The 25,417-nt window shown below is 72.5% G+C and carries 21 protein-coding genes, 2 tRNA genes and 1 other RNA gene; 12 read left to right on the top strand and 12 right to left on the bottom strand.

The features are described from left to right. Positions 1 to 188: 188 nt before the first annotated feature. Genes AOA12_RS11155 through AOA12_RS11165 form a run of 3 tightly spaced genes read right to left on the bottom strand, consistent with a single transcriptional unit; the run spans position 189 to position 4,791 of the window. Complete coding sequence (locus AOA12_RS11155) at positions 189 to 3,185, bottom strand: bifunctional [glutamine synthetase] adenylyltransferase/[glutamine synthetase]-adenylyl-L-tyrosine phosphorylase (RefSeq protein ID WP_054682748.1); 2,997 nt, start codon at positions 3,183 to 3,185, stop codon at positions 189 to 191. Positions 3,186 to 3,192: 7 nt separating this feature from the next. Further along, positions 3,193 to 4,530 (bottom strand): type I glutamate--ammonia ligase, encoded by a 1,338-nt coding sequence (glnA, locus tag AOA12_RS11160; protein ID WP_054682750.1) that lies wholly within the window; start codon positions 4,528 to 4,530, stop codon positions 3,193 to 3,195. A gap of 33 nt (positions 4,531 to 4,563) precedes the next feature. After that, positions 4,564 to 4,791, bottom strand: coding sequence for a hypothetical protein (locus AOA12_RS11165; protein WP_054682752.1), 228 nt, complete (start codon positions 4,789 to 4,791; stop codon positions 4,564 to 4,566). Positions 4,792 to 4,889: 98 nt separating this feature from the next. Here AOA12_RS11165 and ppgK point away from each other — a divergent pair, with 98 nt between their 5' ends. Continuing rightward, entirely contained in the window at positions 4,890 to 5,648 is a 759-nt protein-coding gene (gene ppgK, locus AOA12_RS11170) for a polyphosphate--glucose phosphotransferase (RefSeq protein ID WP_054682754.1), read from the top strand. 38 nt (positions 5,649 to 5,686) lie between these two features. On the opposite strand, the gene rnpB is transcribed toward ppgK, so the two are convergent. The 4 genes from rnpB to AOA12_RS11185 form a co-directional block, all read right to left on the bottom strand. Further along, an RNA gene (gene rnpB / locus AOA12_RS21200) (RNase P RNA component class A) lies at positions 5,687 to 6,047 on the bottom strand. Positions 6,048 to 6,056: 9 nt separating this feature from the next. After that, the gene (locus AOA12_RS11175) at positions 6,057 to 7,763 is read right to left on the bottom strand and encodes a bifunctional 3'-5' exonuclease/DNA polymerase (RefSeq protein ID WP_054682756.1); all 1,707 of its coding nucleotides are present in this window, start codon (positions 7,761 to 7,763) and stop codon (positions 6,057 to 6,059) included. Between the two features lie 13 nt (positions 7,764 to 7,776). Then, positions 7,777 to 8,508, bottom strand: coding sequence for a zinc ribbon domain-containing protein (locus AOA12_RS11180; RefSeq protein WP_054682759.1), 732 nt, complete (start codon positions 8,506 to 8,508; stop codon positions 7,777 to 7,779). A 26-nt stretch (positions 8,509 to 8,534) separates the two neighbouring features. Then, positions 8,535 to 9,821, bottom strand: a complete 1,287-nt coding sequence (locus tag AOA12_RS11185) for an MFS transporter (protein ID WP_054682761.1) — start codon at positions 9,819 to 9,821, stop codon at positions 8,535 to 8,537. Between the two features lie 75 nt (positions 9,822 to 9,896). Here AOA12_RS11185 and AOA12_RS11190 point away from each other — a divergent pair, with 75 nt between their 5' ends. Next, the gene (locus tag AOA12_RS11190) at positions 9,897 to 10,574 is read left to right on the top strand and encodes a TetR/AcrR family transcriptional regulator C-terminal domain-containing protein (RefSeq protein WP_054682763.1); all 678 of its coding nucleotides are present in this window, start codon (positions 9,897 to 9,899) and stop codon (positions 10,572 to 10,574) included. Beyond that, complete coding sequence (locus AOA12_RS11195; protein WP_054682765.1) at positions 10,571 to 11,743, top strand: serine hydrolase domain-containing protein; 1,173 nt, start codon at positions 10,571 to 10,573, stop codon at positions 11,741 to 11,743. Before AOA12_RS11190 ends, AOA12_RS11195 begins: the two co-directional genes overlap by 4 nt. Here AOA12_RS11195 and AOA12_RS11200 read toward each other — a convergent pair whose 3' ends face one another. Beyond that, positions 11,744 to 12,544, bottom strand: a complete 801-nt coding sequence (locus AOA12_RS11200; protein WP_082406170.1) for a flavin reductase family protein — start codon at positions 12,542 to 12,544, stop codon at positions 11,744 to 11,746. Positions 12,545 to 12,619: 75 nt separating this feature from the next. After that, a complete protein-coding gene (locus AOA12_RS11205; protein ID WP_054682767.1) occupies positions 12,620 to 13,321 on the bottom strand; it encodes an alpha/beta fold hydrolase in 702 nt (233 codons plus the stop codon). 50 nt (positions 13,322 to 13,371) lie between these two features. Here AOA12_RS11205 and AOA12_RS11210 point away from each other — a divergent pair, with 50 nt between their 5' ends. Continuing rightward, positions 13,372 to 14,070 (top strand): helix-turn-helix transcriptional regulator, encoded by a 699-nt coding sequence (locus AOA12_RS11210; protein ID WP_054682769.1) that lies wholly within the window; start codon positions 13,372 to 13,374, stop codon positions 14,068 to 14,070. 122 nt (positions 14,071 to 14,192) lie between these two features. Here the strand turns inward: AOA12_RS11210 and AOA12_RS11215 are convergent. After that, positions 14,193 to 14,265: transfer RNA gene (locus AOA12_RS11215), tRNA-Val, on the bottom strand. 182 nt (positions 14,266 to 14,447) lie between these two features. Between AOA12_RS11215 and aceE the strand changes: the two genes are divergently transcribed. The 6 genes from aceE to AOA12_RS11245 all read left to right on the top strand — a co-directional run bounded on the left by aceE (position 14,448) and on the right by AOA12_RS11245 (position 22,045). Further along, positions 14,448 to 17,177 carry a pyruvate dehydrogenase (acetyl-transferring), homodimeric type gene (aceE, locus tag AOA12_RS11220; RefSeq protein ID WP_054682771.1) on the top strand — a complete coding sequence of 910 codons (2,730 nt, stop codon included), beginning with the start codon at positions 14,448 to 14,450 and terminating at the stop codon, positions 17,175 to 17,177. Position 17,178: 1 nt separating this feature from the next. Then, positions 17,179 to 18,402: a PucR family transcriptional regulator gene (locus AOA12_RS11225; protein WP_054682773.1), complete on the top strand. Its 1,224-nt coding sequence runs from the start codon at positions 17,179 to 17,181 to the stop codon at positions 18,400 to 18,402. Positions 18,403 to 18,505: 103 nt separating this feature from the next. Next, positions 18,506 to 19,426 (top strand): ACP S-malonyltransferase, encoded by a 921-nt coding sequence (locus AOA12_RS11230; RefSeq protein WP_054686977.1) that lies wholly within the window; start codon positions 18,506 to 18,508, stop codon positions 19,424 to 19,426. Continuing rightward, positions 19,423 to 20,424: a beta-ketoacyl-ACP synthase III gene (locus AOA12_RS11235; protein ID WP_054682775.1), complete on the top strand. Its 1,002-nt coding sequence runs from the start codon at positions 19,423 to 19,425 to the stop codon at positions 20,422 to 20,424. Before AOA12_RS11230 ends, AOA12_RS11235 begins: the two co-directional genes overlap by 4 nt. A gap of 74 nt (positions 20,425 to 20,498) precedes the next feature. After that, positions 20,499 to 20,747: an acyl carrier protein gene (locus AOA12_RS11240; protein ID WP_054682777.1), complete on the top strand. Its 249-nt coding sequence runs from the start codon at positions 20,499 to 20,501 to the stop codon at positions 20,745 to 20,747. Between the two features lie 59 nt (positions 20,748 to 20,806). Beyond that, positions 20,807 to 22,045, top strand: a complete 1,239-nt coding sequence (locus AOA12_RS11245; protein WP_054682778.1) for a beta-ketoacyl-[acyl-carrier-protein] synthase family protein — start codon at positions 20,807 to 20,809, stop codon at positions 22,043 to 22,045. Between the two features lie 192 nt (positions 22,046 to 22,237). Here the strand turns inward: AOA12_RS11245 and AOA12_RS11250 are convergent, their stop codons facing one another. Beyond that, positions 22,238 to 22,741 carry a DUF3145 domain-containing protein gene (locus AOA12_RS11250; protein WP_054682782.1) on the bottom strand — a complete coding sequence of 168 codons (504 nt, stop codon included), beginning with the start codon at positions 22,739 to 22,741 and terminating at the stop codon, positions 22,238 to 22,240. A gap of 257 nt (positions 22,742 to 22,998) precedes the next feature. Here AOA12_RS11250 and AOA12_RS11255 point away from each other — a divergent pair, with 257 nt between their 5' ends. Both AOA12_RS11255 and AOA12_RS23610 read left to right on the top strand, forming a co-directional pair. Beyond that, on the top strand, positions 22,999 to 24,417 hold the full coding sequence (locus AOA12_RS11255; protein ID WP_054682783.1) for an MmgE/PrpD family protein: 1,419 nt from the start codon (positions 22,999 to 23,001) through the stop codon (positions 24,415 to 24,417). A gap of 2 nt (positions 24,418 to 24,419) precedes the next feature. Beyond that, positions 24,420 to 25,340 carry a LysR family transcriptional regulator gene (locus tag AOA12_RS23610; protein WP_054682785.1) on the top strand — a complete coding sequence of 307 codons (921 nt, stop codon included), beginning with the start codon at positions 24,420 to 24,422 and terminating at the stop codon, positions 25,338 to 25,340. On the opposite strand, the gene AOA12_RS11265 is transcribed toward AOA12_RS23610, so the two are convergent. Further along, a tRNA-Ile gene (locus tag AOA12_RS11265) sits at positions 25,338 to 25,411 on the bottom strand. The two genes, AOA12_RS23610 and AOA12_RS11265, sit on opposite strands and share 3 nt — an antisense overlap. Positions 25,412 to 25,417 lie beyond the last annotated feature (6 nt).

Genomic DNA, 25,417 nt, shown 5'->3' on the forward strand with positions numbered 1-25,417 from the left:
AGGGATGCCAATGGGGGTGGCGTGAGGTATGGGGTGCGGTGTGGAATCCTCCGCGCGGAACTGTGAGATCTCGGGTGCGGTGTGGAATCCTCCGCGTGGAACTGTGAGATCTCGGTACGCCGGCGCTGTGCGCCGGCACTCGATCTTGAGTCGTGCCGCGTCAACGCTTCGCATTGACCCGGCACGACTCAACCGTAGAAGAGCTTCTCGAACACGCGGCGGGCGCGGCGGGCGGCGCGCAGCCAGTCCTCCTCGACGAGGGTCGCCGACCGCGGCGGGTAGTCGAGCAGCCGGCCGATGCCGTCGAGCTTCGCGCGATCGGTCGGGAGCACGTCGCTCGTCTGCCCCGACAGCAGCGTGTTCGCCGAGCGGAGCCGGCTGGCGAGCCGCCACGCCGTCGCGAGCCGCTCGGCCGCGGCGTCGGGCACGAGCCCCGCCTCGCGGGCCGCCTCCAGCGCGCCGAGCGTCGACGTCGTGCGCAGGCCCGGCACCCGGTCGGCGTGTGCGAGCTGCAGCGACTGCACCAGCCATTCGACGTCGCTCAGGCCGCCCGGGCCGAGCTTGAGATGCCGCGAGCGATCCACGCCCTGCGGCAGGCGCTCGCTCTCCACCCGCGCCTTGATGCGCTTGATCTCGCGCAGATCGCCGACGGCGATGTTCTCCGGGTAGCGCACCGTGTCGGCGAGCCGCATGAACCGGTCGATCAGGGTCACGCTGCCCGCCACGCCCCGCGCCCGCAGCAGCGCCTGCGCCTCCCACGACAGCGACCAGCGCTCGTAGTACGACGCATAGGACTCGATGGAGCGCACGAGCGGCCCGTTGCGGCCCTCCGGTCGCAGATCGGCGTCGAGCTCGAACGGCAGGCGCGGATCGTCGGAGTGCTCGCGCAGGCCCGCGACGAGACGCTGGGAGAGCTGGTGCGCGCGCTCGGGATCGATCCCGTTCGGATCGTAGACGTAGAGCACGTCGGCGTCCGAGCCGAACCCGAGCTCCGACCCGCCGAACCGGCCCATCGCGACGACGGCGAACTGCAGCGCGGCATCCTCGGGAGGCACGACCTCGCGGCGCACGGCGCGCAGGGTCGCCTGGATCGTGACCTCGCTGATCGTGGTCAGCGCCTCGGCGAGGTCGTCGATCGTGATCCGGCCGATCAGGCTCGTCAGGGCCAGTCTCAGCAGCTCGCGCCGGCGCAGCACGCGCACGGCCTTCATCGCGTCCCGGATCGTCTGGTGGCGTCCCTGGATCGCGCGGGCCTCCTCCTCCAGCTGCACGCCGCTGCGCGGCTGCAGCTGCTCCTCGGCGTCGAGCCAGGCGACGGAGTCGGGGATCCACTCCATGAGCTCCCCGACGTAGCGCGATCCCGACAGCACCCTCGTCAGCCGCTCGGCGGCGCCCGAGGAGTCGCGCAGGATGCGGAGGAACCACGGGGTGTCCCCCAGCCGGTCGCTCACGCGCCGGAACGCGAGCAGGCCGTAGTCGGGGTCGACGCCGTCGGCGAACCACCGGATCATGACCGGCATGAGGTGCCGCTGGATCGACGCCTTGCGGCTGAGCCCCTCGGTCAGCGCGCCCATGTGGCGCAGCGTGCCCGCGGGATCGCGGAAGCCGATGGCCGCGAGACGGTCGTGCGCCTGCTGCGGCGAGAGCGTCTGCTCGTCGGCCGGGAGTGCCGCGACGGCCGACAGCAGCGGCCGGTAGAAGAGGCGCACGTGGATCTCGCGCACCTCGCGCTTGATCTGCTCCCACAGCTCCCACACGGCCTCGCCCGAGTCGGCCAGACCCGACGCGCGCGCGAGGACGCGCCGCCCCTCGTCGTCGCGGGGCATGAGGTGCGTGCGACGCAGGCCGGCGAGCTGCATGCGGTGCTCGAGCACCCGCAGCGTGCGGTAGTCCTGCGCGAACGTCGCGCCCTCGGCACGGCCCACGTAGCCCTCCGCGACCAGGGCCTCGAGCGCGGGCAGCGTGCCGCGCTGGCGGATCGTGTCGTCGGAGAGCCCGTGCACGAGCTGCAGCAGCTGCACCGTGAACTCGATGTCGCGGATGCCGCCGGGTCCGAGCTTGATCTGGTGGGCGACGTCGTCGGCCGGGATGTGGTCGGTGACGCGCTCGCGCATGCGCTGCACGCTGTCGACGAAGTTCTCGCGGGCCGCGCTCGTCCACACCTTGGGCTGCACGGCGGCGACGTAGCGCTCGCCGAGCTCGACGTCGCCCGCGATGGGCCGTGCCTTGAGCAGCGCCTGGAACTCCCAGCTCTTCGCCCAGCGCTCGTAGTAGGCGATGTGCGAGTCGAGACTGCGCACGAGCGCGCCCTGCTTGCCCTCGGGGCGCAGGTTGGGATCGACCTCCCACAGCGGCGGCTCGCGCTCGATGTCGCTGATGCCGCGCATCGTCTGCACGGCGAGCCGTGTCGCGATGTCGATGACCCTGCTCTCGCCGAGCGACTCGATCGTCGCGTCGTCGGCGCCGCCGACGAAGATCACGTCGACGTCGCTGACGTAGTTGAGCTCGCGTGCGCCGGTCTTGCCCATGCCGATGATGGCGAGCTCGGTCGCCGCCACCTGGTCGCGGGGGAAGAGCCCGATGCCCGCGCCGCTCGACGACACCTTCGTGCGCGCGACGTGCAGCGACGCGTCGAGGGCCGCTCCCGCGGCATCCGCGAGGCACGCCGCGACGTCCGCGAGCACGTCGACGGCCGACGGCGCGGAGAGGTCGAACACGGCGATGCGCGCGAGCAGGCGACGGTATCGCACCCGCAGGGCGACACACGCCTCCTCCGCGCCGCTCTCGGCGAAGCCGTCGTCGCCGGCCCCGACCGCGTCGCGCAGCTCGTCGCGCAGCTCCTGCTCGCTCGGCAGGGTGGTGTCGCCGTCGGCGAGGTGCGCGAGCTCGGCCGGGTTGCGCAGGTAGAAGTCGGCGAACCCCCGCGAGGCGCCGAGCAGGCGCCAGAGGGACGCCCCCCGTCGGGCCACCGCGTATCCCACGACGTCGCCGTCGCGCCGGGCCACCTTCACGAGCGCCTCGAGCACGGCGTCGGGGTCGGCGGCGAGCTCGGCGTGCGCGAGGATCTCCTCGCGATCGCGTCCGATCAGCTCCGTGAGCTCGGTCAGCAGCTCGTCGGCGCGTGTCAGGTCGCCGAAGCCCAGCCGTGCCAGAAGCGTCCGCGATGACGCGCGTTCTCGGGTCATGGCGTGCTCAGAGCATCTCCAGGTTGCTCTTCAGCTCGAACGGGGTGACCTGAGCACGGTACTCCTGCCACTCGCGGCGCTTGTTCAGGAGCACGTAGTTGAAGACCTGCTCGCCGAGCGTCTCGGCGACCAGCTCCGACTCCTCCATCGCTGCGAGAGCCTGGTCGAGGCTCGCCGGCAGCGGCTTGTAGCCGAGCGCGCGCCGCTCCGACTCCGTCAGCGACCAGACGTTGTCCTCCGCCTCGGGGGGCAGCTCGTACCCCTCCTCGATGCCCTTGAGACCGGCCGCCAGCAGCAGGGCGAACGCGAGATACGGGTTGGCCGCCGAGTCGAGCGCACGGTACTCGACGCGCACCGACTGCCCCTTGCCCGGCTTGTACATCGGCACGCGCACGAGGGCGGAACGGTTGTTGTGACCCCAGCAGATGAAGCTCGGCGCCTCGTCGCCGCCCCAGAGCCGCTTGTAGGAGTTGACGAACTGGTTCGTCACGGCGGCGACCTCGTTGGCGTGGCGGAGCAGGCCCGCGATGAACTGCCGGCCGGTCTGCGAGAGCTGGTACTGCGCGCCCTCCTGGTAGAACGCGTTCGTGTCGCCCTCGAACAGCGACATGTGCGTGTGCATGCCGCTGCCCGGCTGGCCGCTGATCGGCTTGGGCATGAACGTCGCGTAGACGCCCTGCTCGATCGCGACCTCCTTGACGACCGTGCGGAAGGTCATGATGTTGTCCGCGGTCGCGAGGGCGTCGGCGTAGCGCAGGTCGATCTCGTTCTGCCCCGGGCCGCCCTCGTGGTGGCTGTACTCGACGGAGATGCCGAGATCTTCGAGCATGCGCACCGAGCGCCGGCGGAAGTCGTGCGCCGTGCCGCCCGGCACGTTGTCGAAGTAGCCGGCCGAGTCGACCGGCTCCGGGCCGTCGGGGCCGTACGACGACGACTTCAGCAGGTAGAACTCGATCTCGGGATGCGTGTAGAACGTGAAGCCCGCCTCGGCCGCGCGCGCGAGGCTGCGCTTGAGCACGTTGCGCGGATCGGCGACCGCGGGCTGCCCGTCGGGCGTCGTGATGTCGCAGAACATGCGGGCGGTCGGGTCGACCTCGCCGCGCCACGGCAGCGTCTGGAACGTCGTCGGGTCGGGGTGCGCGAGCAGGTCGGACTCGTACGAGCGCGTGAGGCCCTCGATGGCGGAGCCGTCGAAGCCCAGCCCCTCGGCGAACGCCCCCTCGACCTCGGCCGGCGCGATCGCGACGGATTTCAGGGTGCCGATGACATCCGTGAACCAGAGGCGCACGAACTTCACGCCTCGCTCCTCGATCATTCGCAGGACGAAATCACGCTGCTTGTCCATGGCACCCTCTCCGACGCGGAACTGACTCTCAGACTATCGGCCTTCGGCGTCCTTTCCGCCCGTCGCGCCGCCCGAGCCCCACGCGTCCTCGCGCGCCTCCTCCTCGGCCCACGCCCGCGACCGCTCCGCGATCACCTCGGGCGCGCGCGCCGCCTCCTCGGCGGTGTCGAACGGGCCGGCGCGCTCCACCGAGGGCGACTCGAACCCTCGCTCGACGGCGCCCGTCGTGAGGTTGTACCAGTACTTCTCCTCGCCGCCCATGGGGTGCTCCTTGCTGCCGGCCGCCCGCGGGGCGCGAACGGGATGTTCTTCCTGCGATCCTAGTCAGCGCGGGCCGGTTGCTGACTAGGCTCTCTGGCATGACGAACGCAACGCGCGCCGTGGGTGTGGACATCGGTGGGACGGGCATCAAGGGAGCCCTGGTCGATCTCGAGTCGGGACAGCTCCTGACGAAGCGGATCAAAGTGCCGACGCCGAAGGGCGCCGAGCCCGACGACGTGCTCGCCGCGGTCAAGATCGTGCTCGAGACGATCGGCGTGACCGACGACGACGTCCCGCTCGGCGTGGCCTTCCCGGCGATCGTCAAGCGCGGTCGCACGATGTCGGCGGCGAACGTCGCGAAGACCTGGATCGGCTTCGACGCCGAGACGTTCTTCGAGGAGGGACTGGGCCGCGAGATCCACTTCGCCAACGACGCCGACGTCGCCGGCGTCGCCGAGCAGCGCTACGGCGCCGCGCGCGACGTCGAGGGGCTCGTCATGCTGACGACGCTCGGCACCGGCATCGGCACCGCGCTGCTCCACGACGGCCGGCTGATCCCCAACTGCGAGCTGGGCCACCTGGAGAAGAGCGGCCTCGAGGGCGACGCGGAGCGCTGGGCGGCCTATTCGGCGATGGAGCGCGAGGAGCTGTCGTTCGCCGACTGGGCGCCGCGCCTGCAGTGGTACTACTCGCACCTGGAGTTCCTGCTCAGCCCCGACCTGTTCATCGTCGGCGGCGGCGTGTCCAAGCACGCCGACAAGTTCCTTCCGCTGCTCGACCTGAAGACGCCGATCGTGCCGGCGGTGCACCGCAACAACGCCGGCATCATCGGCGCCGCGGCGCTCTCGGCCTCGTGAGACGCGACGCTCCGGGGCAGGGCCGCCTGGAGCGGGGACGAATGGGCCGGCCTGTACGCCGGGTTCTGTTCCGGGGCTGACGCCCCTTCGACGGTCATCTCTCTCGGCGACGCGTTGCCGCGGCGCTCCAGCGGCCTACCCGGGGACTCGGCGGGCCGCGTCGGCATCCCCTGTCTGGCCTTGCTCCGGGCGAGGTTTGCCCTGCGGATCGTGTCACCACGATCCCGGTGGTCTCTTACACCACCCTTTCACCCTTACCGGGGCTCGCGCCCCGGCGGTCTGCTCTCTGTGGCACTGTCTCGCGGATTGCTCCGGGTGGGTGTTACCCACCGCCCTGCCCTGCGGAGCCCGGACGTTCCTCGGTGCGGTGACCCGCCACGCGACCGTCCAGCCGACCCATTCGTCCCCTCATTCTAGAAGCGCCTTGCCGGCATCGCGCGAGATGCGCAGGTCGAGCGGGAAGTCGACGGGGAACGTGCCGAAGAGCAGGCGGGTCGCGGCGTCCGCGGCATCGCGCACGGCCTGCGCCGCGAGCTCGGCCTGCTCCTCCGGCGCGTGCAGCACGATCTCGTCGTGCAGGAAGAACGCGAGATGCGCGCGGCCGCCGAGCGCGACGCCCGACAGCGGCGCACGCCGGTCCTCGGGCACGACCGGCAGCGCCGCGAGGCGGCCGCGCAGGTCGGCGAGCCAGGCCAGGGCCCACTCCGCCGCCGTGCCCTGCACGACGAAGTTGCGCGTGAACCGGCCGCGGTCGCGCGCGGCCCGCACGGCGCGGGCGCGATCGGCGTCGTCGGCGTCGGGATCCGCGGCGCGCTGCTGCACCCGGTGCCACGAGGCCGGCGGAGGCGGGGCCGACCGGCCGAGCCACGTCGAGACGACGCCGCCCTCCTCCCCCACGCGCGCGGCCTCGTCGACGAGCGCCATCGCGCGAGGATAGGCCCGCCGCAGCGCGGGGACGAGCCGGCCGCTGTCGCCGGTCGTGCCGCCGTACATCGCCCCGAGCACGGCGATCTTCGCCTCCTGGCGCGTGCCCACCACCCCTGATGCGACGATGCCCTGGTACAGGTCGGTGCCGCGCGCCGCGTCCGCGAGCGCGAGATCGCCCGACATCGCGGCGAGCACGCGCGGCTCGAGCTGTGCGACGTCGGCGACGACGAGCAGCCAGCCCTCGTCGGCGCGCACGGCGGGCCGGAGCTGCCGCGGAAGCTGCAGCGCGCCGCCGCCCGACGAGGCCCAGCGCCCGGTCACGACCCCGCCCGGCACGTAGACGGGGCGGAACCGCCCGCCGCCGGCCCATTCGTCGAGCCAGTTCCACCCGTTCGCCGATTCCAGGCGCGTGAGCCTCTTGTACTCCAGCAGCGGTGCGACGACGGGATGATCGTGCTCGGCGAGCTCCCACCGGCTCGTCGACGAGGCGAGCACCCCGACGCGATGCAGCGCCCGCAGCAGCTTCGGCTGCGAGTCCAGGCTCGCCTGCGGATCGCCGAGCAGCTCGCGGATGCGTGTCGCGAGCTCCTCCGCGCGCGGTGCGTGCGACCCGGGGCCGGGCCGCCCGCCCAGCACGTCGGTGAGGATCGCCTCGTGCACGCCGCGATCCCACGGCACCCCCGCGGCGTGCAGCTCGGCGGCGACGAGGGCGCCGGCCGACTCCGCGGCGAGCAGCAGGCGCAGCCGGCCGGGGTCGCGCGATCCGTCGACGGCCGCCTGCTGGCGGGCGAACTCCGCGAGCACCTCGTCGACGCGGTCGGGGATCCCGGGCGCGAGCTCGTCGAGCTCGAACAGCGCGGGCGACGGCGCGCCGGACACCGTGCTCGGCCCGGCGTCCCACGCCGTGGCCGCGCGCAGCGGCGGCGCGTCCACCAGGGCGCTGTCGCGGAGGATGGCGTGACTCAGCCGGAGATCGCGGCACCGCGCCAGCGTCATGCCGGCGTCGAGCAGTGCGGGATACCACTGCGCGGTGTCGTTCCACACCGGCCGCACGTCGTCGCCGAGCGCCGACGGCAGTTCGGCGAGGGCGACGCGCCGGCGCGCCTGCTCGGCACCGCGCCCGTCGACCGTGACGAGCACGGCTCCGTCGTCGTCGCGCGCGACGATCGTCCACGGCGGCGCGCTCATCGCGCCGCCCGCGTCACAGCCCGGATTCCTCGGTGCGCACCAGGATGCAGCCGCACTCGGGGCACAGGACGACGTCGTCGTCGGCCGCTTCCGCGAGCCCGCGCAGGTCGCTTCCCGACAGCACCATGTGGCATCCGCCGCACGTGCGGCGCGCGAGCAGCCCCGCACCGGTGCCGCGCGCGGCGATCCGCTCGTACTGCGCGAGCAGGTCGGCGGCGATCGACTGCGCGATCGCGCCGCGGTCGCGCGTGGCCTGCTCGTGCAGCGCGGTCGCCTCGGCCACGGACGCCTTCGCCTCGGCGCTCAGCCGGGCGCCCTCCTCGTTGGTCGTGGCGATCACGGCCTGCTGCGCCGCCACCGCGGCATCCGCCTCTTCGAGCCGCTCCATGACGACCAGCTCGGCGTCCTCGAGGTCGGACGTGCGCTTGGCGAGCGACGCGAGCTCGTGCTCCAGCCCCTGGGCGTCCTTCGGGTTCGAGGTCGTCGCGAGGCGCTGACGGTCGCGCTCGACGCGCGCCGCGACGAGGGCGACGTCGGCCTCGAGGCGCTTCAGCTCGGCCTGGGCGTCGTCGCGCTCGCCGAGCAGGCGCGACAGCTCGGCCGACTGCGTCTGGCGCTGGGCGATGAGCTCCTGCACCCGCGCCGCCTGCGCGGGATTGCGGCGCGCATGGTCGGCGCGCTGGATCGCGGCGTCCAGTTCGGCGAGGTCGAGGAGGCGACGCTGGTCGGCGGGGCTGGCTTTCACGTCTCCAACCTATCTCGCCGCACCGGTCATCTCCCCGCAGTGCCGCGCCGCGTGAGGAACGACAGCACCGCGGCGACCGCGCACAGCGCCGCACCGCCCCACCAGGCGAGCGTGTAGTCGCCGAACGCGTCGCGCACGACGCCCGCGGTGAGCGCCGCCACGGCGGCGCCGACCTGGTGCGCGGCGAAGACCCAGCCGAACACGATGGTCCCGCGCTCGCCGAAGATGCGGCGGCACAGCACCGCCGTGGGCGGCACGGTCGCGACCCAGTCGAGTCCGTAGACCACGATGAACACCCACATGCTCGGGTGCACGTGGTCGGCGAGCAGCCAGGGCAGCGCCAGCAGGCCCACCCCGCGGAACCCGTAGTAGGCGGCCAGCAGCTTGCGCGGGTCGAAGCGGTCGGTCAGCCAGCCCGAGGCGATCGTGCCGGCGACGTCGAAGACGCCGACCAGGGCGAGCAGCCCGGCCGCCGTCGTCGCGGGCATGCCGTGGTCGTGGGCCGACGGGATGAAGTGCACGCCGACCAGCCCGTTCGTCGTCGCGCCGCAGATGGCGAAGGCGATCGCGAGCGCCCAGAACGAGCGATGGCGCGCGGCGAACGCGAGCCCCTCGAGCGCGCGCGACACGGCTCCGCCCGTGGCGCGCGGCGGCGCGACGTAGGTCGCGGGGTCGGCGCCGTAGGGCACCGTTCCGCGGTCCTCCGGATGGTCGCGGATCACGAGCAGCACGAGCGGCACGGCCGCCAGCGCCGCGCCCGCGATCACGAGCGAGGCGGGACGCCAGCCGACGTTCTCGGCCAGCGCAGCGACGGGCGGCAGCAGCACGAGCTGTCCCGTCGCGGATGCCGCCGTGAGCAGGCCCATCACGAGCCCGCGCCGCGCGACGAACCAGCGCCCGGCGATCGTCGCGGCGAGCACGAGGGCCATCGACCCGGTGCCGATCCCGATGAGCACGCCCCAGAACACGATGAGCTGCCACGAGTCGGTCACCGCGATGCTCCCGGCGGCGCCGAGCGCGACGAGCACGAGCGCGGTCGCGATGACCCGGCGCAGGCCGAACCTGTCCATGAGCGCGGCCGCGAACGGCGCCGTGAGGCCGTAGAGCAGCAGGTTGACGCTGACGGCGAGCGACATCGTGCTCATCGACCAGCCGAACTCCTGGTTCAGCGGCACCATGAGCGCGCCGGGCGCGGCGCGGAACCCCGCCGCGGCGAACAGCGCCACGAACGTCGCGACGACGACCCACCACGCCGGATGCAGTCGTCTCCTCGTGCGGGCGGGGCGCGGGGGCGGATCGGTCGTCGCGGTCACACGTCGATGATCCCGCACGGTGACGACATCGGCTCGGCTTGACGAGATGTCATCACTGATGACATCTTTGGTGACATGACTCGCCGCACCCTCGCTCCCGCCGTCATCGTCGATGCCGCGATCGCCGCGGCCGCGCGCGGCGACGACGCGCCCCTCAGCGGGCGCACGCTCGGCGACGCGCTGGGAGTGGACCGCTCCGCGATCTGGCGCCACTTCGCCGATCACGACGCCCTGCTGCGCGCCGCCGGCGACCGGCTGCTGCGTCTGGCGCTCGACGAGGTGCCCACGGACCTCGTGCCGCACGAGCGCATGATGGCGCTGGCCCGGGCGCTCGTCCGCGTGTTCGTGCGGCACGCGGGCATCGGCGCCCTCGTCGCCGGCCGCACGACCGGCGGGCCTGCAGAGATCGACGTCGTCGAGCTCACCCTGCGGGCGCTCGACGAGGCCGGCGTGCCGCCGGAGCAGGTCGCGCACCAGCAGCGCATGATCGCCGACGCCGTGCTCGGCTACGCGGGCATGCGCGCGACCCAGGCGCTCCTGCCGGCGGCGCAGCGGCAGCACGATCTGCTCGCGTGGGGCGCCGTCTACGCCGGCGTCTCCGCGCAGACGCATCCCGCCATCGCCGCCCACCTGCCGGCGCTCGCCGCGGTCACCGACGACGACGTGCTCGAGTCTCTGCTCGCCGCGCTGTGGCGCGCCGTACAGTCCATCGCCGCGCCGGCCGGCTCCGCGACCGGAGAGCGGCGCTCATGACCCGCCGGGGTCGTCGCACCGCGCTCGCGGTGCTCGCCTCCGCTGTCGCGCTCGTCGTCGGCGCCGCGTACGCGGGCGCCGCGGCGCTGCGCGTACCTCCGCCGCACGACCTGGTCCGTCTGCAGGCCCACGAGCCGTCGGAGCAGGGCGGCGACTTCGCCGCACGGCCGGTCGTCTCGTCGGGTCCCGCACGTCCTCTCGAGGCGGCCGCCGACGCCGGACTGCCTGCGACGGTGCCCTGGAAGGGCGGCCGGATCACGCCGCAGGAGATGCTCGACGAGACGCACACGCGGGCCTTCGTCGTGCTGCACGACGGACGGCTGGTGCACGAATGGTACGCCGAGGGGGTCGACGCCGGGACACGGCTCTCGTCGTGGTCGGTCGCGAAGTCGGTCGTGTCGCTGCTGATCGGCCAGGCGATCGAGCGCGGCATCCTCTCCGAGGACGACCGGATGACGGACCTGCTCCCCGAGCTGCGCACGGGCGACGCGTACGACGACATCACCGTGCACGACCTGCTCGACATGGCCTCGGGCATCGACGTGTCGGAGAACTACAACCCCTGGTGGCCGTTCACGGGCACCGCGCGCCTGCTGCTCAGCACCGATCTGCCGGGGTACGTCGCGGAGCACCGCGAGGTGTCGTTCGCCCCCGGCACGCGGGGCGAGTACCGCAGCATCGACACGCAGATGCTGTCGATGATCCTCACCCGCGTCGACGGGCGCCCGCTCGCGCAGATCGTCGCGGAGGACCTGTGGACGCCGATGGGCGCGGAGGCGGACGCGTCCTGGAACCTCGACCGCGAAGGCGGCGTCGAGAAGGGCTTCTGCTGCCTCAACGCCACGGCGCGCGACTTCGCCCGCCTCGGTCGGCTCGTGCTCGACGGAGGTCGCGTCGGCGACGCGCAGGTCGTGCCCGAGGCGTGGATCGCGCGCATCTCGACCCCGGGCGAGCTGCCCGTCGACGGCTGGGGATACTCGGCGCAGTGGTGGCACGCCCCGTCGAGCGACGGCGACGTCACTGCGCTCGGGGTGTACGGCCAGTACGTCTTCGTCGCCCCGGACGCGCGCACCGTGATCGTGAAGCTCAGCGACCACGGGACCGAGCAGGACGAGCTCGAGACGATCGACGCGATGCGGGCGATCGCCGATCACCTCGCCGGCCGGTAGTCAGCCGACGCCCTCGATGGCGCGCTGCACGCGCGCCCAGCGCACGTCGCGCGGCTCGGTGAGGGTCAGCACGTCGGCGACCTCTCCCCCGTCGCACCGCCGCAGCTCGACGGTCGCGGTCGTCGCGGATGCCGACCGCACGCGCCACTCGCCGCCCGCGACCTCCCAGCGCTCGACGTCGGCGGGCGGCACCGCGAGCGGGTTCTTGCGGGTCCAGCCCACTTCGACGCCGCGGTCGAAGAAGGTCCGGTAGGCGTAGAGGAGCGGATGCCACGCCTCCGCGTCGATGTGGTCGGTGCCCTCCACCACGATCTCGGGCGCCGCGTGCACCCGCACGACCTCCGCCTCGACCATCCCGTAGACGCCGGCGACCCCCGGCGTGATCCGTGCGACGCGCGCTTCGAGCTGCAGCGGCGCCTCGGCGACGCGCGGCACGCCGACGAGGTCGGAGCCGATCGCGGTGAGGCCCGCCCGCTCGAACTTGCGCGGCTCGAACGCGTACTGCCCCGCCTTCTCGGCGGGCACGGGATCCTTCCCGGTGACGCCCGCGAGGCTCTCGACGTGCGTCCACTGGTGCGACGCGGGGAAGCTCACCGTCAGTTCGGGATGGGCGCGCACGTTGTCGAGCGACTGCCCGCCCTCCTCGAGCCCCAGCACGATCATGCGGCCGAGCGCGAAGTGGCTGGAGGCGGGCGCGAGGTTCGCCGTTCCGTCGGGGTTCCGCGTCGCGACCAGGTAGACGGGCGTGCCGACATACAGCACGCTCGGCTCGATGACCCGGTGACCGCTCTGTTCCGCCATGCCTCCCACGCTAGCCCCGCCCGTGGACGCCTCGCCGCTCTGTGACGACGGCTCGGAGGGGTCGCGACGCGGGAGTCAGTCCGACGCGTCCGGCCTCGACGCCAGGAACGACGAGACGACCTCGGCCAGGGCGTCCGGGACCTCGAGCATCGGGAGATGCCCCGTCGGCAGCTCGTGCCGACAGGAGGCGCCGAGCCGCGCCGCGAAGCGCCGCTGCCACGACGGGGAGAGCTCCCGGTCGCGCGTGGTCAGCACGTAGCCCCGCCGTCCGTACGACGGCCGGCCGCCGATCCGGTCTCGGTGGAAGCCCGGGGACTCGGGAGCGAAGCCGGCGACGAGACGGTCGACGGTGCGCTCGTCCAGGCCGTGCGCGAGAGTCCTGCGGATCGCCGATTCCGGCGGGCGCGTGCCGGCCATCCGCATCGCCGCGCCGAGCACCCACCGGTTCGGGGCCGGCAGCGCCGTGAGGAACGAGCCGCCCGGCTTCGGCACGACCGCGCTCACGGCGAGGAGGCCGACGACCCGTGCCGGTGCGAGCCGGGAGACCTCGGCGCCCACGACGCCGCCGGCGGAGTGCGCGACGATCGCGAACCGCTCCGCGCGCACGGAGTCGATCGCGGCCGCCGCGTACTCGCGGAGCCCGGCCGAGCCGCCCGCCGGGCGGGCGGCGACCGAGGTCTCGTGCGCGCCGTCCAGTCGCTCCCGCACCCCGTCCCATATCCAGGCGGGCAGTCCGGCACCGCTGAGGAAGAGGATCGCGTGACGTGATGTGCCCATGGCATCCACCCTCCCTCGCGCGGATGTCATCGTCATGTCACCATTTATCGATGAACCGCACCGACCGCCTCTACGCGCTGCGCGAGGAGCTGCGGCGCGCGGGCCCGGCTGGCCGCACCGCGGATCGGCTCGCGGAGGCCTTCGAGGTCAGCGTGCGCACGATCAAGCGCGACGTCTCCGCCCTGCAGCAGGGCGGCTTCCCGGTCTGGGCGCGACCGGGACCGGGAGGCGGATACGCGGTCGACGCGTCGGCCACGCTGCCGCCGGTGAACTTCACCGATGCCGAGGTCTCCGGCCTGGCCGCCGCGGTCGCCGCCCACCGCGGCGAGCCGTTCGACGATCACGCCCGCGCCGCGCTCGCGAAGGTCCTGAGCGTCATGGATGCCGGAACGCGCCGGCGATCGCAGAGGCTGGGCCGCCGGATCTGGATCGACGAGGCGGGCACCCCACGGGACGCGCGGACACGGCGGGCGATCGAACGGGCCCTCCACGAGCAGCGCGTCCTGTCGCTGCGCTACCGCGACCGGCGCGGAACGCAGACGTCCCGCCACGTCGACCCGGTCTTCCTCGCACGCACGGGAGGCCGCTGGCACCTCGTCGCGCACTGCCGCGAGCGCGACGCGATCCGCTGGTTCGACCTCGATCGCATCACCGCCGCGCACACGACGGCGGAGCCGGCCCGTGACATCCCGGTCGAGAGCGTCGGAACGCCCCCGGCGACCGCCCGACCCGTCGCGGACGACGGGTGAGGAGCGACGACGAGCACGCCCACGGCGACGGTCCGCACGATCATCCGGCTTCCCTCCTGAGCTGCTCTCCGGGCCGCCGCGCGGCCGGGCCCAGCCGCCGGGTTCCCCGCATGGCGCTCCGGTGGGCCCTGCCGGGATCGAACCGACGACATCCACGGTGTAAACGTGGCGCTCTACCAGCTGAGCTAAAGGCCCTCGGGGGGCAAGTCTACGAGACGGACCGGCTGCTGTCGGCGGCGACTGCCTCGGTCTTCGCTCTGTCCCGCGACGCATCCCAGTGGCTAGGCTGGAAGCGCACGTTGTCGATGCCACACAAAGCGATCGAGCCGTGTCCTCCCATCCCCTGGCGCGATCCGCCACACGCAGAAAGGTCTCCCGTGACTGTCAACGAGAAGGATCCGTACTCGCAGGACCCCCTGGACAGCGATCCCGAAGAGACCTCTGAGTGGCAGGAGTCGCTCCAGCAGCTCGTGAGCGCGAAGGGCGCGGGCCGCGGGCGCGAGATCATGCTGAGCCTGCTGCAGAAGTCGCACGAGCTGCACCTCAACGTGCCGCAGGTCCCCGTCACCGACTACATCAACACGATCGCCCCCGAGAACGAGCCTGCCTTCCCCGGCGACGAGGAGCTGGAGCGCCGGTACCGCCGCTGGATCCGCTGGAACGCGGCGGTCACGGTGCACCGCGCGCAGCGCCCGGGCATCGGCGTCGGCGGCCACATCTCGACGTACGCGTCGTCGGCCTCGCTCTACGAGGTCGGCTTCAACCACTTCTTCAAGGGCCCGGAGCACCCCGACGGCGCCGACCAGATCTTCGTGCAGGGCCACGCCTCGCCCGGCATCTACGCACGCTCGTTCCTGGAGGGCCGGCTCACCGAGGAGAACCTCGACGGATTCCGCCAGGAGAAGTCGCGGGCGCCGATCGGCATCCCCTCCTACCCGCACCCCCGCCTGATGCCGGACTACTGGCAGTTCCCGACCGTGTCGATGGGCCTCGGCCCGATCAACGCGATCTACCAGGCGATGACCAACAAGTACCTCACCAACCGGGGGATCAAGGACGTCTCGAAGACGCGCGTGTGGGCGTTCCTCGGCGACGGCGAGATGGACGAGGTCGAGAGCCGCGGACAGCTGCAGGTGGCCGCCAACGAGGGCCTCGACAACCTGACGTTCGTCGTCAACTGCAACCTGCAGCGGCTCGACGGGCCCGTGCGCGGCAACGGCAAGATCATCCAGGAGCTCGAGGCGTTCTTCCGCGGCGCCGGCTGGAACGTCATCAAGGTCGTGTGGGGCCGCGGGTGGGACCCGCTGCTGCAGAAGGACGTCGACGGCGCGCTGCTGAAGATCATGAACACGACGCCCGACGGCGACTTCCAGACGTTCCGCGCCGAGAACGGCGGCTACATCCGCGACCACTTCTTCGCCCGCGACGAGCGCGCGCTGCAGCTCGTCGAGGACCTCACCGACGAGCAGATCTGGGGAAGCCTGCGTCGCGGCGGCCTGGACTACCAGAAGGTGTACGCGGCCTACGACGCGGCCGTGAACCACCGCGGCCAGCCGACCGTCATCCTCGCCAAGACCATCAAGGGCTACGGGCTGGGCCACCACTTCGAGGGCCGCAACGCGACCCACCAGATGAAGAAGATGACCCTCGACGACCTCAGGCAGTTCCGCGACGCGATGCGCGTGCCGATCAGCGACGCCCAGCTCGAGGAGAACCCCTACCTGCCGCCGTACTTCCACCCCGGACAGCAGGACGAGACGATCCAGTACATGCTCGAGCGCCGCCGCTCCCTCGGCGGCTTCCTGCCCGAGCGCCGCTCGCACCACGTGCCGATCACGCTGCCCGACGAGAAGGCGTACGCGCAGGCGAAGAAGGGCTCGGGCCAGCAGGAGGTCGCCACGACGATGGCGTTCGTCCGCCTGCTGAAGGACCTGCTGCGCGCGAAGGACTTCGGCAACCGCATCGTGCCGATCATCCCCGACGAGGCGCGCACGTTCGGCATCGACGCGTTCTTCCCCACCGCGAAGATCTACAACCCGCACGGCCAGAACTACACGTCGGTCGACCGCGAGCTGCTGCTGGCGTACAAGGAGAGCCCGCAGGGCCAGATCATGCACGTCGGCATCAACGAGGCGGGCGCGCTGGCGGCGTTCACCGCGACCGGCACGTCGTACGCGACGCACGGCGAGCCACTCATCCCCGTGTACATCTTCTACTCGATGTTCGGCTTCCAGCGCACCGGCGACGCGCAGTGGGCGGCCGGCGACCAGATGGCGCGCGGCTTCATCATGGGTGCCACGGCCGGCCGCACGACGCTCACCGGCGAGGGCCTGCAGCACGCCGACGGCCACTCGCACCTGCTCGCCTCCACCAACCCGGCGACCGTCTCGTACGACCCGGCCTACGGCTACGAGATCGCGCACATCGTGAGCGCGGGCCTCGACCGCATGTACGGCGGCACGCACCCCGACCCCAACGTGATGTACTACATCACCATCTACAACGAGCCGCTCGTGCAGCCGGCCGAGCCGGAGGACGTCGACGCGGAGGGCATCGTCCGCGGCATCCACCGCGTGTCGGTCGGCGACGGCGGCGGCCACCGCGTGCAGCTGCTCGCGTCGGGCGTCGGCGTGCCGTGGGCGCTGGAGGCGCAGCAGCTGCTGCGCGACGACTGGGGCATCGCCGCGGACGTCTGGTCGGTGACGAGCTGGACCGAGCTGCGACGCGACGGGCTGGCCGCCGACGAGCACAACATGCTGAACCCGCTCGACGAGCCGCGCACCGCGTACGTGACCGAGAAGCTGCGCGACAGCGAGGGACCGATCATCGCGGTGAGCGACTTCATGCACGCCGTGCAGGACCAGATCCGTCCGTGGGTGCCCCGCCGGTTCAGCACCCTCGGCGCCGACGGCTTCGGCTTCAGCGACACGCGCCCGGCCGCACGCCGCTACTTCAAGATCGACGGCCCCTCGGTCGTCGTGCGCGCGCTGCAGTCGCTCGCCGAGGAGGGCCTGGTCGACCGTGCGCTGTCGGCGCAGGCGATCGAGAGGTACCGCCTGCTCGACGTGACCGCGGGGACGAGCGGGAACGCGGGCGGCGAGAGCTGACGTGACACCGCGCGCCACACCGGAGCAGAAGGCGGAGACACTGGCGTGGCTCCGGCGCATCTCGGGCGACCTCGCCACGGCGACGATCAAGCGGCTCGAGGAGTCGCTGCCGTGGTACGCCGAGATGCCGCCGGCCCGCCGGTCCGCCGTCGGGCTCGTGGCGCAGGCGGGCATCACGTCGTTCATCGAGTGGTACGACAACCCCAACGCGACGCCGTGGGTCGCGGCCGACGTGTTCGCGGCCGCGCCCCGCGAGCTGCTGCGCAGCGTGAGCCTGACGCAGACCCTGCAGCTGATCCGCGTCACGGTCGAGGTGACCGAGGAGCGCGTCGCGGGCCGCGGCGAGGCGCTGCGCGAGAGCATCCTGCTGTACTCGCGCGAGGTCGCGTTCGGCGCCGCCGACGTCTACGCGCGCGCCGCCGAGGCGCGCGGGCTCTGGGACGCACGGCTGGAGGCGCTCGTCGTCGACTCGATCCTCACGGGCGAGGCCGACGAGGAGCTCCCCAGCCGCATCGCCGCGCTCGGGTGGCACGGACACGGCGAGGTCGCGGTGCTCGTCGGCACGACGTCGCCGCAGCTCGACGTCGACCAGGTGCGGCGCACGGCGCGCAAGCTGGGCGTCGACGTGCTCATCGGCGTGCAGGGGTCGCGGCTCGTGCTCGTGATCGGACGCGCCGACGGCTCGTCGTCCGCCGCGCCCGCGGCCGACGACGGTCCCCTCCCGTTCCCCGAGATCGCGCGGCGGCTGGAGCCCGGATTCGGTCCCGGGCATCTCGTGCTCGGGCCCACGGTGCCCGCGCTCGTCGACGCGAGCCAGAGCGCGCGCGCCGCGCTGGCCGGCTTCGCGGTCGCGAACGCGTGGCGGCACGCGCCCCGTCCCGTCGAGGCCGACGACCTCCTCCCCGAGCGCGCGCTCGCCGGCGACTCGCTCGCGAAGGCGACGCTGGTCGACCGCATCTACCGGCCGCTGCACGCGCACTCGGCGGATCTCGTCACCACGCTGTGGAGCTACCTCGACAACGGCCGGTCGCTGGAGGCCACCGCGCGCGAGCTCTTCGTGCATCCCAACACCGTGCGCTACCGGCTCAAGCGCGTCACCGACGTCATCGGATGGGACGCGACGGGCCCTCGCGAGGCGCTCATCCTGCAGACCGCCCTCATCATCGGCTCGATCGGCACGGAGGTCACGCGGCGCCGCGGCGGCGCGCAACGACGCACGTCGTGACCGCGGAAGCCGGACGGCGTTGTACGACGCGCACAAAGGATCCTCTCGTGACTGTGACCCTTCCACCCATATGGTGGAGGGCGACGATCGGAAGGATAGAAACGTGATCATCGCCGCTTTTCCGGGCCAGGGCTCGCAGACGCCCGGGTTCCTCTCCCCGTGGCTCGAGCTCGAGGGCGTGCGCGAGCGCCTGGAGGCGTACTCGGAGGCCGCCGGAGTGGACCTCGTGGCCGCCGGCACCGAATGGGACGCCGACCGCATCCGCGACACCCAGGTCGCCCAGCCGCTCATCGTGGCCGCGAGCCTCGCGTCGTTCAACGCGCTGCGGGCCGCGACGCCCGCCCGTCCCGACGGCGCCGCCGGACACTCCGTGGGCGAGATCGCCGCGCTCGCCGCGGCCGGCGTGCTGACGGAGAGCGACGCCATGCGCCTCGTGGGCATCCGCGGCCGGGCCATGGCCGACGCCGCGGCGATCGTCGAGACGGGCATGAGCGCCGTGCTCGGCGGCGACGCCGACGCCGTCGTCGCGCGCCTCGAGGAGCTCGACCTCACGCCGGCCAACCACAACGGCGGCGGTCAGATCGTCGCCGCGGGCGAGCTCGGCGCTCTCGCGGCTCTCGCGGCCGAGCCCGTCAAGGGCTCGCGCGTCATCCCGCTCCAGGTCGCCGGCGCGTTCCACACGCGCTTCATGGCGCCCGCCGTGGCCACCCTGCGCGAGGCCGCGGGCGCGCTGGAGCCCGCCGACCCCGCGCTCACCCTGTGGAGCAACCGCGACGGCCGGCCTGTGGCCGAGGGGCGTCGCGCGCTCGACCTGCTCGTCGACCAGGTCGCGAACCCCGTGCGGTGGGACCTGTGCATGGCATCCTTCGCCGAGCACGCCGTGACCGGCATCATCGAGCTCGCGCCGGCCGGCACCCTCGTCGGGCTCGCCAAGCGCTCGCTGCGCGGCGTCCCCGCGGTCGCCGTCAAGACGCCCGACGACCTCGCCGCCGCCACCGCTCTTCTGACGGGAGACAACGCATGACCATCACCCTGACGCAGCGCACCGGACCTGCGCACACGCGCATCTACTCGTACGGTGCCGCGCGCGGCGAGTTCGCCGTGCCCAACGCCGACATCATCGGCCCCATCGACTCCAGCGACGAGTGGATCCGTCAGCGCACCGGCGTCGTCACGCGCGTGCGCGCCGGCGCCGACGTCACGGCGATCGACCTCGCGACCGAGGCGGCCGCCGAGGCGGTCGAGAGGTCGGGCGTGGCGCCCGGGCAGATCGACACCGTCATCGTCGCGACGATCTCCAACCCGCGCCAGTCGCCGTCGGTCTCCGCGATCGTCGCAGACCGGATCGGCGCGAACCCCGCCGCGGCCTACGACATGAACGCCGCGTGCGCGGGCTTCGCCTACGCCGTGGCCCAGGCCGACGCGCTGATCCGCGCGGGAGCGGCGACCTACGTCGTCGTCGTCGGCGCCGAGAAGCTCAGCGAGATCATCGACCCCGCCGATCGCACGATCTCCTTCCTGCTCGGCGACGGCGCGGGCGCCGCGGTCGTCGGCCCCAGCGACACGCCCGGCATCGGCCCGTCGGTCTGGGGCTCGGACGGCTCCAAGTGGGATGCCGTGAGCATGAACCACACGCTCATCGAGTTCCGCGACGGCAAGGCGCCCTGGCCGACCCTGCGGCAGGAGGGCCCGACCGTGTTCCGCTGGGCCGTCTGGGAGATGGCGAAGGTCGCCCGCCAGGCGCTCGAGGCCGCCGGCGTCGAGGCGTCCGACCTCGCGGCGTTCATCCCGCACCAGGCGAACATGCGCATCATCGACGAGTTCGCCAAGCAGCTCAAGCTCCCCGACACGGTCGTCATCGCACGCGACATCGAGACGACCGGCAACACGTCGGCCGCCTCGGTGCCGCTCGCGGCGCACCGCCTGCTGCAGGAGCACCCCGAGCTCAGCGGCGGGCTCGCGCTGCAGATCGGCTTCGGCGCCGGTCTCGTCTATGGCGCGCAGGTGGTCGTGCTCCCGTGATGCGGGGCGCCTCCCACCTAGACTGAACTGCGGTCCTCAGGGCCGGCGATTCCCGAGAGAACAAGGAGAACACCATGGCATTCAGCAACGACGAGGTCCTCGCCGGACTCGCCGAGCTCATCACCGACGAGACCGGCATCTCCGCCGACGAGGTCGCGCTGGAGAAGTCGTTCACCGACGACCTCGACATCGACTCGATCTCGATGATGACGATCGTCGTCAACGCCGAGGAGAAGTTCGGCGTCACCATCCCCGACGAAGAGGTCAAGAACCTCAAGACGGTCGGCGACGCCGTCACCTTCATCGTCGACAACCAGGCGTAACCCCCTATGCATCCGGTGGGGGCGCAGCCGCCCCCACCGGCACGCACGAAAGAGACAGCATGAGCACATCGCGGATCGTGGTCACCGGAATCGGAGCCTCGTCCCCCATCGGCGGCACCGCTCCCGACAGCTGGGCGGCACTGCTGGCCGGAGAGTCGGGCGCACGCAGCCTCGAGTACGACTGGGTCGAGAAGTATCAGCTGCCCGTCACCTTCGCCGCGCAGGCCAGGGTGCGGCCCGACACCGTGCTGGAGCGCCCCGTCGCGAAGCGACTCGACCCGTCGTCGCAGTTCGCGATGGTCGCGGCCATGGAGGCGTGGGAGGACGCCGGCGCGCCCGACGTCGACCCCGATCGGCTCGGCGTCGACTTCGCGACCGGCATCGGCGGCCTGTGGACGCTGCTGGACGCCTGGGACACGCTCCGCGAGAAGGGACCGCGCCGCGTCCTGCCGATGACCGTGCCGATGCTCATGCCGAACGCGGCGGCGGGCAACCTGTCGCTCCACTTCGGCGCCCGCGCCTTCGCGCGCACGGTCGCCAGCGCATGCGCCTCGAGCACCGAGTCGCTCGTGGGCGCGGTCGAGCACCTGCGCGCGGGCCTCGCCGACGTGATCATCGCGGGCGGCGCGGAGTCGGTCATCCACCCCATCACGATCGCGGCGTTCTCGTCGATGCAGGCCCTCTCGAGGCGCAACGACTCCCCCGCGACCGCGTCACGACCCGGCAGCGTGGATCGCGACGGCTTCGTCATGGCCGAGGGCGCCGCGGTGCTCATCCTGGAGACCGAGGAGCACGCGAAGGCCCGGGGCGCGAAGATCTACGCCGAGATCCTCGGCGGCGGAGTCACCGCCGACTCCTACCACATCACGGCCAACGACCCCGAGGGCACGGGTGCCGCGCGTGCCGTGCGGCTCGCGCTCGAGGCGGCCGGACGCGGTGCCGACGAGGTGACGCACGTCAACGCGCACCTGACGTCGACGCCGGTCGGCGACCCCAACGAGTACACGGCGCTCAGGTCGGTCTTCGGCGCGCGCGTCGACGAGATCGTCGTGTCGGGCACCAAGGCCTCGACGGGTCATCTGCTCGGCGGCACGGGCGCCCTCGAGGCCGTCTTCACCGTGCTCGCCCTGCGCGACCGCGTCGCTCCCCCCACGATCAACCTGACGGAACAGGACCCCGAGGTGCCGTTCCGCCTCTCGACCGAGCCCACGCCGCTCGGCGCGGGCGACCAGCTGGCGATCAGCAACTCGTTCGGCTTCGGCGGCCACAACGCGGTCGTCGCCTTCGCGTCGGTCTGACCCGCTCGGGCGCACGCACCGAGACGACGGACCGAGACGACAGAGGGACCCCACCGGTGGGTGGGGTCCCTCTTCTTTCATGGTCAGGCGGTCGGCACGCGGTCCCGTCTCCCGGGAATGATTCGTCCGGTCTCCGGTACTGGCGCCGCCGCGCCGCCCGTGTTCAGTTGTGCGCTGTGGTTCGTGCCGCCCTCAGCCGACCTTGTGCAGCCAGACGACCGGGGCGTCGTCGCTCGCGTGCCGGAACGGCTCGAGCTCGGCGTCCCATGCCGAGCCCAGGGCGACCTGCAGCTCGCGCTGCAGCTCGCCGGCATCCCCCGCCGCGATCTCCATCGCATAGCGGATGCGGTCCTCGCCGATCACGACGTTGCCGGCCGTGTCGGTCTGCGCGTAGTGGATGCCGAGATCGGGGGTGTGCATCCAGCGGCCGCCGTCGCTGCGCGGCGACGGGTCCTCGGAGACCTCGAAGCGCAGGTGCTCCCAGCCGCGGATCGCGGTGGCCAGGGCCGCGCCGGTGCCGGCGGGGCCCTCCCAGTAGAACTCGGCGCGACGGCTGCCGGCGAGGACGGGCTGATCGGCCCAGTCCATGTTCACGGCACCGCCGAGCACGCGTCCCACCGCCCACTCCAGGTGGGGGCACAACGCGCGTGGCGCTGAGTGAATGTAGATCACTCCGCGCGCCTGTGGTGTCGCCATCATCTCTCCGTCCGTTTCAGGTGCGTCTTCCCCTACGACCTGAGTGCCGGTGAGCTGGCGGGATATGTGGTTGTGCGCCCATTATGACTGATCCGCGCCATGAATGACAACCGTGTGATTAGCGGTTCGTGTCATGTCCGCCAGGCAGACGCGCATCGGGATTCGGGTGCGTCGAAGCGCGGTTGCGACATCCTCAATTGCCTCCGGCTCGCGCCACCCGCTAGCGTCGCTGCAGATCACGACCGAGGAGAGCCCGGATGAACGCACAGCAGGCGAACGGCCCGACCGCGCGGCTCGCGGCACACGTCGCGAACGTCGCGAACGCGTCGCTGGACGCCCGCGACGTCGAAGCCGTGCGGCGCCTCCTCCTCGACAACTGCATCGTGTCGCTGTGGGGTGCCACGCGCCCCGTCGCGATCGAGATCGCCGACTGGACGCGCCGGTTCGCCGGCAGCGGCAGCAGCCCCGTCCTCGGCCGGGAGTGGACGACCGAGGCATCCGTCGCCGCGCTCGCGCACGGCACGGCGAGCCACGGCTTCGAGCTCGACGACACGCACAACGCCACGGCGAGCCATCCGGGGTCGGTGATCATCTCGTCGGCGCTCGCGGTCGCGGCCGAGCCGGGTCCGCCCGTCGAGAGCCGGCACCTGCTGCAGGCGATCGCCGCCGGCAACGAGGCGATGGCTCTCATCGGCATCGCGGCGGGCGGCATGTCGGCCGTGCACCGCGGGCTGCATCCGACCGCGCTGTACGGCGCGTACGGAAGCGCGGCGACGACGCTGACGCTGCGGGCGCTGCGCCGCGGCGAACGGATGGATGCCGGGCCCCTGACGCGCGCCTGGGGACACGCGCTGTCGCAGCCCAGCGGACTGATGCAGTTCTCGGCGGAGCCGACGGGCGGCGAGGTCAAGCGCGTGCACGCGGGCCTCGGGGCGCACAACGGGATCCGCTCCGCCGACTTCGCCGCGCTGCCGTCGGTGACCGCGCCGCGGCTGGTCGTCGAGGGCGCGTACGGTCTCGCGGCGGTGCTGGCAGGCCCGCTCGCCGAGATCGATCTCGGCGGCGAGCTGCAGATCCACCGCTTCAGCCTCAAGCCGTACGCGTGCTGCCGCCTGTTCCACTCGACGATCGACGCGCTCCGCGAGGCGACCGACGGGTTCGCGCTTCCCGTCGACGCCATCGCCGACATCCTGGTCAGCGGGCCGACGCTCGTGGCGGAACAGCACATGACGGCGGCGGAGTCGACGATGACCGCGCAGTACAGCTGCCCCTACGTCGTGGGCGCGACGCTGGCCTACGGGCCCTACGCCTACGAGGCGTACGACGAGGATCACCTGCGGGATCCGCGCATCCGGGCCGTCGCCGATCGGGTGCGGTTCGCCGTGGACGCCGAGCTGGAGGCGGCGCACTATCCGGAGCACTTCGCCTCGGCCGTGCGGCTCACGCTCACGGACGGATCCGTGCGGTCCGCCTTGGTCGTCGACAGCATCGGCACGGCGGAGAGGCCGCTCACGGTCGCGCAGATCGCCGCGAAGGGCGACGGGCTCGCCGCACACGGGCTCGCCGGCGCGGGAGGCCGGCTCGTCGCCGACATCTGGAGCGACGCGGACGATGCCGCGGCGCTCATCGCCCCGCTGCAGCGCGAGTCGCTGCTCCTGGCCTCTGCACGGCGATAGCCGTGACGGGCGTCAGCCGGGAGGGCCTGATCAGGCAGCTCGACCTGTTCAGCCTGCGCCTGTTCCTCACCGTCGTCGAGGAGGAGCAGATCGGCCTCGCGGCCGCGCGGGAGCACATCGCGCCGTCGACCGCGACGCGACGCATCCAGGCCCTGGAGGACGTGCTGGGCGTGCCGCTCCTGGAACGGGGCCGCACGGGGGTCCTGCTCACCGAGGCGGGCCAGGCCGTCGCGCGGCACGCGCACGCGCTCTTCGAGGAGCTCGAGACGCTGCGCGCGGACATCGCCGAGATCGCCGGGCGTGTGGAGGGCGAGCTCACGGTGGCCGCCGCCCACTCGGTGATCGCCGACCTCCTGGCCCCCGCGATCGGCGCGTACATGCTCGAGTGGCCGGCCGTGCAGGTGCGCCTGCACGAGCTCGACAACGTCGAAGTGCTGCACCAGGCCGTCTCAGGGAAGTGCGACGTGGGTGTGTTCGCGACCGTGGGGCCGGTGGACTTCGGCGATGCCGCGGTGCACCTGCTCACGAGCGAGGAGCTCGTGGCCACGCTCCCGCCGGGGCATCCCTTCAGCGCACGCGCGGCCATCACGGTGCCCGAGCTGATGACGCAGGACCTGATCGTGACGCGCACGCTCGCGCTCGCGCTCGAGGACCTCGCCCGTGTTCACGGCTCGAGCGTGGAGTTCCTGCAGGTCGTGCGCACCGGCGAGGTCGCACTCGGCATGGTCCGCGCGGGCCTCGGCGTGACGCTGACGCCGAGAGGACTGCTGACCGAGGAGACGCGGGCGGACGTGCTCGTGCTCGAGGTCGACGACCCCTGGGCCACCCGCACGGTGCATGCCGTCGTGCGCGACGAGCGTGCGGCGGGGCCGGCGGCACGCGCCTTCCTCACCGCGCTCGTCGCGGCGACCGCTGACGCGTAGGGCGGGTGGGACTTGAACCCACGATCGTCGGGTTATGAGCCCGCTGCCTTGACCAGCTTGGCCACCGCCCCTCGGTC

It is taken from the genome of Microbacterium sp. No. 7, assembly GCF_001314225.1.
Classification (GTDB): Bacteria; Actinomycetota; Actinomycetes; order Actinomycetales; family Microbacteriaceae; genus Microbacterium.